The organism is Anaerosolibacter carboniphilus, assembly GCF_014205875.1.
Classification (GTDB): Bacteria; Bacillota; Clostridia; order Peptostreptococcales; family Thermotaleaceae; genus Anaerosolibacter; species Anaerosolibacter carboniphilus.
In genome coordinates this window covers 49683-58931 of record NZ_JACHEN010000034.1, presented here as the reverse complement: position 1 = coordinate 58931, position 9249 = coordinate 49683, and the positions used below count along the sequence as shown (strand labels likewise).

General features: G+C 40.0%; 14 protein-coding genes, 16 tRNA genes and 1 rRNA gene. 28 read left to right on the top strand and 3 right to left on the bottom strand.

The genetic code is table 11. The annotated features are described in order from the left end of the window. The 17 genes from rrf to HNQ80_RS21280 form a co-directional block, all read left to right on the top strand. Positions 1-99, top strand: a 5S ribosomal RNA gene (gene rrf, locus HNQ80_RS21360); the annotation flags it as partial. 6 nt (positions 100-105) lie between these two features. Continuing rightward, positions 106-180 (top strand) — tRNA-Asn (locus tag HNQ80_RS21355). 11 nt (positions 181-191) lie between these two features. Then, positions 192-280 (top strand) — tRNA-Leu (locus tag HNQ80_RS21350). An 8-nt stretch (positions 281-288) separates the two neighbouring features. Beyond that, positions 289-364, top strand: a tRNA-Met gene (locus HNQ80_RS21345). A gap of 11 nt (positions 365-375) precedes the next feature. Continuing rightward, positions 376-452, top strand: a tRNA-Met gene (locus tag HNQ80_RS21340). A gap of 12 nt (positions 453-464) precedes the next feature. After that, positions 465-539 (top strand) — tRNA-Glu (locus HNQ80_RS21335). Between the two features lie 10 nt (positions 540-549). Beyond that, positions 550-625: transfer RNA gene (locus HNQ80_RS21330), tRNA-Val, on the top strand. Positions 626-735: 110 nt separating this feature from the next. Then, positions 736-812, top strand: a tRNA-Asp gene (locus HNQ80_RS21325). Between the two features lie 88 nt (positions 813-900). Next, positions 901-975 (top strand) — tRNA-Thr (locus HNQ80_RS21320). A 7-nt stretch (positions 976-982) separates the two neighbouring features. Then, positions 983-1067: transfer RNA gene (locus HNQ80_RS21315), tRNA-Tyr, on the top strand. A gap of 5 nt (positions 1068-1072) precedes the next feature. Next, a tRNA-Gly gene (locus HNQ80_RS21310) sits at positions 1073-1147 on the top strand. 9 nt (positions 1148-1156) lie between these two features. Continuing rightward, positions 1157-1230, top strand: a tRNA-Gly gene (locus HNQ80_RS21305). A gap of 8 nt (positions 1231-1238) precedes the next feature. Continuing rightward, a tRNA-His gene (locus HNQ80_RS21300) sits at positions 1239-1314 on the top strand. Positions 1315-1325: 11 nt separating this feature from the next. Beyond that, positions 1326-1401, top strand: a tRNA-Gln gene (locus tag HNQ80_RS21295). A 19-nt stretch (positions 1402-1420) separates the two neighbouring features. Then, positions 1421-1496, top strand: a tRNA-Lys gene (locus tag HNQ80_RS21290). A gap of 7 nt (positions 1497-1503) precedes the next feature. Next, positions 1504-1578, top strand: a tRNA-Cys gene (locus HNQ80_RS21285). Positions 1579-1587: 9 nt separating this feature from the next. Beyond that, positions 1588-1664 (top strand) — tRNA-Arg (locus tag HNQ80_RS21280). Positions 1665-1752: 88 nt separating this feature from the next. Here HNQ80_RS21280 and HNQ80_RS21275 read toward each other — a convergent pair. The 3 genes from HNQ80_RS21275 to HNQ80_RS21265 form a co-directional block, all read right to left on the bottom strand. Beyond that, on the bottom strand, positions 1753-3018 hold the full coding sequence (locus HNQ80_RS21275; protein ID WP_184312711.1) for a tyrosine-type recombinase/integrase: 1266 nt from the start codon (positions 3016-3018) through the stop codon (positions 1753-1755). A gap of 85 nt (positions 3019-3103) precedes the next feature. Further along, a complete protein-coding gene (locus HNQ80_RS21270; RefSeq protein ID WP_207727141.1) occupies positions 3104-3427 on the bottom strand; it encodes an ImmA/IrrE family metallo-endopeptidase in 324 nt (107 codons plus the stop codon). Positions 3428-3464: 37 nt separating this feature from the next. Continuing rightward, a complete protein-coding gene (locus tag HNQ80_RS21265) occupies positions 3465-3854 on the bottom strand; it encodes a helix-turn-helix domain-containing protein (RefSeq protein WP_184312710.1) in 390 nt (129 codons plus the stop codon). A gap of 170 nt (positions 3855-4024) precedes the next feature. On the opposite strand from HNQ80_RS21265, the gene HNQ80_RS21260 reads away from it, so the two are divergent. The 11 genes from HNQ80_RS21260 to HNQ80_RS21215 all read left to right on the top strand — a co-directional run bounded on the left by HNQ80_RS21260 (position 4025) and on the right by HNQ80_RS21215 (position 9237). Further along, the gene (locus tag HNQ80_RS21260) at positions 4025-4246 is read left to right on the top strand and encodes a helix-turn-helix transcriptional regulator (RefSeq protein ID WP_184312709.1); all 222 of its coding nucleotides are present in this window, start codon (positions 4025-4027) and stop codon (positions 4244-4246) included. A 29-nt stretch (positions 4247-4275) separates the two neighbouring features. Further along, complete coding sequence (locus tag HNQ80_RS21255) at positions 4276-4494, top strand: helix-turn-helix domain-containing protein (RefSeq protein WP_184312708.1); 219 nt, start codon at positions 4276-4278, stop codon at positions 4492-4494. A 42-nt stretch (positions 4495-4536) separates the two neighbouring features. Continuing rightward, entirely contained in the window at positions 4537-4761 is a 225-nt protein-coding gene (locus HNQ80_RS21250; RefSeq protein ID WP_184312707.1) for a hypothetical protein, read from the top strand. Between the two features lie 47 nt (positions 4762-4808). Then, a complete protein-coding gene (locus HNQ80_RS21245; protein ID WP_184312706.1) occupies positions 4809-4976 on the top strand; it encodes a hypothetical protein in 168 nt (55 codons plus the stop codon). Between the two features lie 214 nt (positions 4977-5190). Further along, positions 5191-5712 (top strand): helix-turn-helix domain-containing protein, encoded by a 522-nt coding sequence (locus HNQ80_RS21240; RefSeq protein WP_184312705.1) that lies wholly within the window; start codon positions 5191-5193, stop codon positions 5710-5712. Between the two features lie 12 nt (positions 5713-5724). Further along, positions 5725-5859, top strand: coding sequence for a hypothetical protein (locus tag HNQ80_RS26350; RefSeq protein ID WP_279289023.1), 135 nt, complete (start codon positions 5725-5727; stop codon positions 5857-5859). Positions 5860-6086: 227 nt separating this feature from the next. Further along, entirely contained in the window at positions 6087-7097 is a 1011-nt protein-coding gene (locus HNQ80_RS21235; RefSeq protein WP_184312704.1) for a hypothetical protein, read from the top strand. After that, positions 7075-7827, top strand: a complete 753-nt coding sequence (locus HNQ80_RS21230; RefSeq protein ID WP_184312703.1) for an ATP-binding protein — start codon at positions 7075-7077, stop codon at positions 7825-7827. Before HNQ80_RS21235 ends, HNQ80_RS21230 begins: the two co-directional genes overlap by 23 nt. Positions 7828-7839: 12 nt before the next feature. After that, complete coding sequence (locus HNQ80_RS21225; RefSeq protein ID WP_184312702.1) at positions 7840-7995, top strand: hypothetical protein; 156 nt, start codon at positions 7840-7842, stop codon at positions 7993-7995. After that, positions 7992-8189, top strand: a complete 198-nt coding sequence (locus HNQ80_RS21220) for a hypothetical protein (protein WP_184312701.1) — start codon at positions 7992-7994, stop codon at positions 8187-8189. Before HNQ80_RS21225 ends, HNQ80_RS21220 begins: the two co-directional genes overlap by 4 nt. 19 nt (positions 8190-8208) lie before the next feature. Next, entirely contained in the window at positions 8209-9237 is a 1029-nt protein-coding gene (locus HNQ80_RS21215; protein ID WP_184312700.1) for a nucleoid-associated protein, read from the top strand. Positions 9238-9249: the final 12 nt, after the last annotated feature.

Here is a 9249-nt window from a genome sequence, read left to right as displayed (position 1 = left end):
GGGGTCACACCTGTTCCCATACCGAACACAGAAGTTAAGCCCTTCAGCGCTGATGGTACTTAGGGGGTAGCCCCTTGGGAGAGTAGGTCGTCGCTAGTTTAGCGTTCCAGAGTAGCTCAATGGTGGAGCACCCGGCTGTTAACCGGTAGGTTCAGGGTTCGAGTCCCCGCTCTGGAGCCATTTTAACCCCTGCCGGGGTGGCGGAACTGGCAGACGCACAGGACTTAAAATCCTGCGGTCCTTACAGACCGTACCGGTTCGATTCCGGTCCCCGGCACCAAACAACATCGCGGAGTGGAGCAGCTGGCAGCTCGTTGGGCTCATAACCCAAAGGTCGTAGGTTCAAATCCTGCCTCCGCAACCATTTAAAATCATGGCGGCGTAGCTTAGTTGGCTAGAGCGTCCGGTTCATACCCGGAAGGTCGGTGGTTCGAGTCCACTCGCCGCTACCATTTATTTATCAAGGCCCATTGGTCAAGCGGTCAAGACACCGCCCTTTCACGGCGGTAACCCGGGTTCGATTCCCGGATGGGTCACCATGATTATCATGGGCGCATAGCTCAGCTGGGAGAGCACCTGCCTTACAAGCAGGGGGTCATAGGTTCGATCCCTATTGCGCCCACCATTTAAGGTTAAAGGCTTGGGTTGAAGGTTCGTAGGGCCGGTATCGAGAGTCCTTTAGAAAGACTATGAGGAAGTTCTAGATAACCAGGGACTATAAGCCAATAACCGTGTGGCCCGGTAGTTCAGTTGGTTAGAATGCCAGCCTGTCACGCTGGAGGTCGAGGGTTCGAGCCCCTTCCGGGTCGCCATTTTTATATTAGATTTACTGACAGAGGCCAGGTTCAGCCTTATAAAGCAAAAGAACCAAACCTCATCTCAACTTTAACCTATTTTTAAGCTAGTGTGGCTCAACGGTAGAGCAGCTGACTTGTAATCAGCAGGTTGGGGGTTCGATTCCCTTCACTAGCTCCATTATTTTGGAGGGATTCCCGAGTGGCTAAAGGGGGCGGACTGTAAATCCGTTAGCTGAGCTTTCGGTGGTTCGAATCCACCTCCCTCCACCAATTATGCGGAAGTGGCTCAGGGGTAGAGCATCGCCTTGCCAAGGCGAGGGTCGCGAGTTCGAATCTCGTCTTCCGCTCCAAAATTTCATGCGGATGTAGTTTAGTGGTAGAACTTCAGCCTTCCAAGCTGATCGTGAGGGTTCGATTCCCTTCGTCCGCTCCATTATTATGGTGGCTGTAGTCAAGCGGTTAAGACACAGGATTGTGGCTCCTGCACTCGTGGGTTCGATTCCCATCAGCCACCCCACAAAATAACATTGGGGTATAGCCAAGCCGGTAAGGCACCAGACTTTGACTCTGGCATTCGTTGGTTCGAGTCCAGCTACCCCAGCCATCTTTTTTAAAAATGTTATGACCCATTAGCTCAGCAGGTAGAGCACTTGACTTTTAATCAAGGTGTCCCGCGTTCGAGCCGCGGATGGGTCACCATTTATTTGGCGGCATAGCCAAGTGGTAAGGCAGAGGTCTGCAAAACCTTTACTCCCCAGTTCAAATCTGGGTGCCGCCTCCAACTTAATATGCGCTCATAGCTCAGCTGGATAGAGTGTCTGACTACGAATCAGAAGGTCGGGAGTTCGAATCTCTCTGGGCGCACCAGTAAAATGAACACTTGTAGGGTTTAAACCTTACAAGTGTTTTTTCTGTTTTACCCCTACAGTACCCCTACGAAGTTGCAAATAAAAAGTTAAAAGATGTTTTTTAACTTATCTATGGCTTTTCTTTTCTTATCAGGCAACACATGGCTATAGGTGTCAGCTGTTAGCATAATGCTAGAATGTCCTAGGAGTTCCTGCATTACTTTTAATTCTATCCCATTTTCTAATCCCCTGGTCGCAAAGGTGTGTCTTAATGCGTGTAGGTTGATGTGATCTATCGCAGCTGCTTTAAGTATGGCATTAAAAGATCTTGAGTAGTTCTTTGGATCGATAGGATTACCTAGCTCTGTACAGAATACAAGGTTATGAGGTGCATACCCTTCTTCTATTTCTGCCTTTTGCTCGTCTTGCAGCTCTTTGTGCTTTTTTAATAATTCTACTGCCTGTGGAAGAAGAGGAATTGTTCTTTTACTTTTTTCAGTCTTAGGGGTGCTAAACTGTAAACTGGATTTCCCTGTAGCTGAATTTTTAACACGAGATACAGTCTGTGTAATTCGAATTGTATTCTCATCAAAGTCCACATTAGGCCAGGTTAATCCGAGTAGCTCACCAACTCTTACCCCAGTGGAGATATTTAACATAAATGCAGCTTCTAATCTATGACCTTTAATAGCATCTAAGAATTTCTTCTGGCTATCAATAGTAAGAACCTTTATTTCTTTTTTATCGTCTTTTTTTGGAACATTGACAGCTTCGCACACATTTCTGACAACTAGATTATTTTTAAGAGCTTGCTTAAGTGCGCCATTTAGAATGATGTGCACGTACTTTACAGTTCTTGATGATATCTTATCGTCTTTTAGAGCTTCTATTTGAGCTGTAATTACTTTTTTCTGTTTAGGGGTAGTACTACCCTTTAATTCTTCTTCAAGCTTGGATATGGCGACAGAGGTTCTTACAGGTAGGCGATTTTTTATTTCATTAAGCATACTTTGAACTTGATCTGGTCGCAGATCTTTTAATACGATATGTCCTATTATAGGTCTAATAAAATAATCTATGGTATGCGCATAGCTGTCGTATGTCTTTGCTTTTAAAGAAGGCATCTTATATTCCTTAAGCCAGGTATTTAACCAATCATTTACAGTCATTTTCGTAGGCTCTACATATAATCCTGAATTAATCTCATTAAGGATTTTAGTCAACTTTTGTGCTACTTCCTGCCTACCATGTCCATAAACACTTTTTCTGATTTGCTTTCCATTTTCGTCTTTACCTATGGTGTAGCGAGCCTCCCAAGTGCCATCACCTCTTTTTCGAATGCTCCCTTCACCTTGTCCTCTTTTGTTGGGCATGTTTTTTCACCTGCCTTCTTAAATTTTCCTATATAACCATAACGCAGTACATATGTTCGGTGTTGAGTTTTAAAAAAAATAAGTTCTACAAGAAAGCTAACTTATCAGCTTCCATTTCGAACCTTTCATGCTGCATATCTAATCCTATTATGTAATTCATTTGTGGCAAGTCTCTAAGTATGTGGTTGATCTCATGTAGAAATGTATGGCATTGTGTCTCATAGCTTATATTTCCATTCAGTATTATATGATAATTTCCTTTCTTGCTTACATATACAAAACCATGAATTTTGGAGCTCATGTTAAATGCGATCGTAGTTTTTATATTAAAAGCATTCATAACATCATGAAACGGAATATCTTTGCACATCAAGCCCCTTAACAGCGATGCACCTAAAACATCAATCATGTCTATTCCCCCTTATGACAAAACACTATTTAGTTGTTTATTCATTTGATTCTTCATCTTCAATAGCTTTTATAATTCTAATCATCTGCTTAATATCTTTATCATCTAGATTCTTTGCTTGCTTAAATAGAATCTGTAGACTCTCCCTTTCTTTCATTGCATCCCAAAACTCTGCTAATTCCTTATCATCTTTAACTGCATATTTGATATGATCAGCAGAATTTCTTATATCTGCTTGACCAAGTAAAAAATCTACGGAAACATTAAAGTAATTAGCTAGTTTTATTAATTTTTCATGATCAGGCTGTTTACCTTTTGTTTCATATCCTGCTATAGTAGGACGACCGACACCAAGATAGTCAGCTAGATCTTGTTGCGTTAAATCTTTTTCATCTCTCAAGAGTTTTAATCTTTCACCAAAGTTCATCGAGCTCACCGCCTTGATTATATTTTACTTTTAAATGTGTCTAAAATAAACATTAGTGTCTATAATGAACAAAAAACAGAATTATTTTAAAAAACAGCTTGACAATGTGTCTAAAAGGAACTAATATAATATTAAGAATGTTCCTTAGCGACACGATCGGAGGTGAAACTATGAGAGAAAAGTTAAAACAAATTAGATTAGAGAAAGGTCTTACACATGAAGAAATTGCAAATATGGCAAATATAAACAGAGCTACTTATACTAATATCGAGTTAGGACGCAAAAACCCATCATTTATTGTAGCAACTCGGATTAAGAATATTTTAGGTTATGAAGGAGACGATATTTTTTTAGATACGATGTGTCGTAAAGGAACAATAAGAACTTCATAACAAAATTAAATCAAAAGGAGGTGTAAACTTTGGCAGCTACAAAGAAAGTATACAAGAGCGTAGACGACTTACCTTTATTTCTAAAAGTATCTGATCTTGCAGATGTTCTTCAAATTTCTATACCAAAAGCATCAGAGTTAGTTCACAGTGATGGATTCCCAAAACTAGATAGGCAATTGTCTGGTAAAAGAATTATTATTCCGAAGCAAGCGTTTATCAAGTGGGCAGAGGAAAACATGGTTTCTTAAGTAAAGGGAACTAAATAAGTATTTATGGGAGGAGTATGTTTTATGAAGACAAAATCTAAGGTCACTAAACCGAAAGAATTACCTAAGTGTGTTCATTGTGGAAAAGATGTCGTGATAAAAAAGGATGGGGGGAAAGTCAGAATACCAACAAGTATAACTCTTAATCAGTTCCCAATATATTCAGGTGGTGTAATAATCCATAACAAATGTCTAAACCCTTGTATTCAATCAATAATAGAAATTAGAAGCCCTATAAAAACTGCTTAATTATGATCGCATAATAACCAGTTAATCAACGAAAGCGAGGTGAACGGATGGATAAATACGTTGTTGAGAGACTGTACGAAGCATTGGCTAGATGTAAAAACATGATTCAAGAAGTCGTAAAGGAGAGTGATGATCCGACTCTTGCGTTAGGACAAGAACTTGGAGTAAGTATGGTTATTGATGAGATTGAGAATATCATCAACACTTATTTATGAAAGGATCTGCTTGTAAGAAAAAGGTGAGGATGCTCCTGGGTGAGTCAGAAGCATCGGAAAGAATTGGTTTGTAAGATAGGATTGTCAGATGAGTTGTTAATACGAAGCTTATATTCTTAGTATAACAACTTCCTAAGAATAATCCCACAAACTGGTATTCCATCTAGGAATATATAAAGCTAAATTTATAATTACTGAAAGAAGGTGACATAGGATGTGCGTAGCCGAATTAGTCAAAGAGACTAGGCTTATGGTTGGAATCCAACAAATAGCCATTGCAGGACAAGTAGGTGTGACACAAGCAACATGGTCGAAATATGAAAACAAAGAGTTACCTATGCCGGATGATGTGGTTGAAAGAGCAGCTGCAGTATTAAATAGCCCAAGGATCATAGCAGAGCATCTATATGAAAAAGGGAGTGAGTTTTTCAACGTGCCAGTACTAAATAATGTGGATGATAATGTTTTGGTGGTCCTTGATAGTTTGATAGAAGAGTCAGCGGAGCTTATAAAGCACACCCAGACCTTGAAAAAATTACTGAAGAATAAAAAGTCAAGAGATCAATTCTCTAGTCAACAGTGGGAAGAAGTCATGAGTGCAGAGGAACAGATCGCCGATGTATTGCCGGCAATAAAGCTTCACTTCATTACCATGGCTGAACAATTTGAGTTAGATATTAAGTCTTTGGAGAAACGAATGAACCGTAAACTGAGAAGCAAAAGCTATAAACGATAGGAGGTGTATAGGATGAGCATTCAATTGGCTATATGGTTATATGAAAACTTTAATTTAGTATCAATTGTGGAGAATGGCAGATTCAAGGATTTTGACAAAGAAAAAGACCACTCGACAGCTGCAACTGTTAAGAGGTCGGCGTGTTAAAAAATATTAACCTACGGCCATTATATCATGGCTATTACCCAATTTCAATGGAGGATTCTATGGGAAAACCAATTATTCCTTACATAGAGCGGGGTCATACTCCGCTCAAGTTTAGAAAACGATACAAGGCAAGGAAAATAATATTTTTCTTATTTCTAGGATTACCAATACTCATTTTATTTATGCATTGGATTTCAATAAATATCTGCTGAAAGTGAGGTGATATTTTGAGTAGAAGAAATGAGAACAGACTCTTTGTACTAAATGAACCGAATGCACCGCGATTAAATCCTGCCTTAGCCACAGAGATAGGTCTTAATGAAAGTCTGACGCTGCTACAAATAGAGTTTTGGATCTCCATATCCAACAACTTTATTGACGGTAAAAGATGGACATATCAGAGCATACGGGATATTCAGGAAAAGGCGTTTCCCTTCTGGAGCATCTCAACGATCAACAGGGCTATAAAAGCGCTGCTGGATGAAGGCTACATAATTGAAGGCAACCACAATGATGCGAAGTATGATAAGACTCGGTGGTTTACTCTAAACTTTGAAAGGTTGGCAGAGCTTGATTCTATACAAATCTATGGGGTTGAAACACGCTCAAGTCAAAATGAAACAGGGTCAAATCAAAATGACACACGCTCAAGTCAGGATGAAACACGTTCAACGCAAAAAGAAACGACGATACCAGAGACTACTACAGAGATTACTACAGAGAATTCTACAGAAGAAAATATACCTAGTCAGCCTCCTGAGGAGCCAGACGTTGAAGCATCAAAAAGTTATAGCCTAATGGCAGCCGCCTTAACGGATTTGCTCATCACGAAAATTAAAAGCAATAATAAGCGGGCTCGGGTACCAGAAAGAAATTCTGCACTGTATGAAAAATGGGTAGATGAAATCGATAAGCTCAACAGGATCGGGCCTGTAGGTGGTGAGGCTGGTCAAGGCTATAGCTTTGATGAAATCAAAAGGATCATCTTATGGTGCCAAAGTGATGGATTCTGGAAAAACAATATCCTTTCTACCAGTAAACTCAGGGAGAAAGTAATTCAGTTGGAGAACCAAATGAGAGGTTATAAACCAAAAGGTGGTGGATCAGATGGAAGCGATAGCAAGCGTGTTGGAAGGACAGGGCCCTCAGAAGAATCTATACGACTTGAACGAATTGCGAAAGAAAAGGGGCTTATCGGAGAAGATGGAAGAGTCAATGAGCCAGAATGCGACTTCTAGTTGTCCCTTCTCTGTGTGTGATGGATCAGGGATGATCATTGACCAGGAAAAGAACAGCGTAGCCTTTTGCAAGTGCAGGGATGCAAAGATCGTTGATAAGAAATTAGAGTTTGCAAACATACCCAAAGAATTTTATGAGCTAACCATCAAGTCCTTTGACACGGAGGTGTACTCGACGGAAGAGAATAAATCAAAGGCGACTTTAGCAAAGAGAGCAGCGGCGAACTTTGTAAACAATTATGAAACCATGGCTGAGTTAGGCAAGGGGATTTATTTCTACAGTTATGTTAAGGGTTCCGGGAAGACAAGACTTGCAGCAAGCTTGGGGAATGCCTTAGTTAAAGTAAAGATGGCAAGGGTGAAGTTCATCACTACAGTGGATCTGCTCAAGGCCATTCAAAATACATATAACAAAGAAAGTGAAATTACTGAAACTGAATTACTTTATGCTATCAAAACAGTGGATGTACTCATCCTGGATGACATAGGAGTTGAAACACCAAAAACATGGGTTACAGAGATCTTTTACAACATCATCAATGGCAGGATGGTAGGAAAGAAGATCACGATTTTTACATCCAATGTTCCAATTGAGGAATTGGCCCATGATGAAAGGATTAAGAACCGAATTGAAAAGATGGCGGTACCAATTTATCTGCCAGATGAGAGCATCAGGAGCAGCATAGCAAAACAGGAAAATGAGGATTTACAAGAGATTTTATTTAAATAGGCGGTGAAGGTTATGGGTGGAAGACACATCGACTGGAAGAAAATTACGCCGGAAATGATTCGACTGAGAAAGCAGGGTTATAGTTTTACTGAAATAGGTTACAAGCTCAAAATTTCAAGGGATTCCGTGGCTAAAAAACTTAAAGAGCTAGGGGTGAATACAAAGTGAAACCTGAAATTCTTGAATACTGCTTGCGAAGCATCGTGAGACATATGAACGGTGATTTTGATGAATTTGAAAGGCTTTCTAGCATGGCTCAGAAACATTATGAGGCTGAAAAGGCTGGACAGAAACTATACTATGCAATCGGTGATGTAATACCAATATCCGTGAAAGAGAGAATATATCAAGCTATAGCTTAAAAGAAGGGGAGAGGTACATATGAGAGATATAGATTCTGTGGTTATAAAAAAAGCAATATTGCACGTTTTGGATCGAAATGCAGATGGGCCAATATTGACTGATTATGAGCAGGAGATCGATGAGGATATCCATGAGTTTCTTGAAAGGCACATTGTAAAATCTCTAAATTGCGAGGATAACAGAACAGCCAAGTTTAAGGGTGGGGATACCGCCGTGAGGGAAGCAGTCTCAGAAATCATGGAGAAAGGAAACTTTATTGAGGCATCTCAAAGAATTGCGGAACGGTTGTTTAAGTCAATGAAAACCAGCAACCTTGTATCGTCAGGGGATTTGGTTATTTGCTTCTACACTGCACATGAGAAGGAGTATATTGCAATCCTTAAGCTAGATTATAGAACATCGTACATCCATAATGTGACCTTCCAGGATGACAAACTGAAAAACGAAATCCTGCCCCAGCACATTGGACTACCAGGAACAGGTCAGAAGCTTCAGCAGTGTGCTTTTATAAAAGCCGTTGATGAAGATGCAGATTTTGATTTAATCGTACTGGACAACATGGCTTATGCAGATGAGGATGCAGCCCTTTACTTTACCCATACATTCCTAAACTGTGAGGTATTGGTGGATGATAGAGAGAAAACAAGGGCATTTAGAAACATAACTGAAAAGTGGACAAGAAAAAACCTGAAAGAAGATTTCGAGAAAGCTCAGGAAGTCCGGGAAGAAATGGCCACAGCGTTAAAACATTCAGCTGAAATAGATATAGAAAAGTTTACCCAGAATGTATTCGGAACTGATATAGATATGGCTCAAAACTTCATACAGCACTTTTTCAAAGAAGGGCTCAATGCTGATAGATTTGAGATTGACAAGAGATACGTTGAAAAGAAGATGAAAAGAAAGACCATGAAAACAGACACAGGTATTGAAATCAAAGGAGACTATGAAGATTTTGAAGACAGGATGAAGTTTGAGATCAAAAGAAATGGGGACGGCACCGTGGATCTGGTCATCAAGAATGTTAGGAGTCTCATGGAAAAGTAGTATGATTTTAAA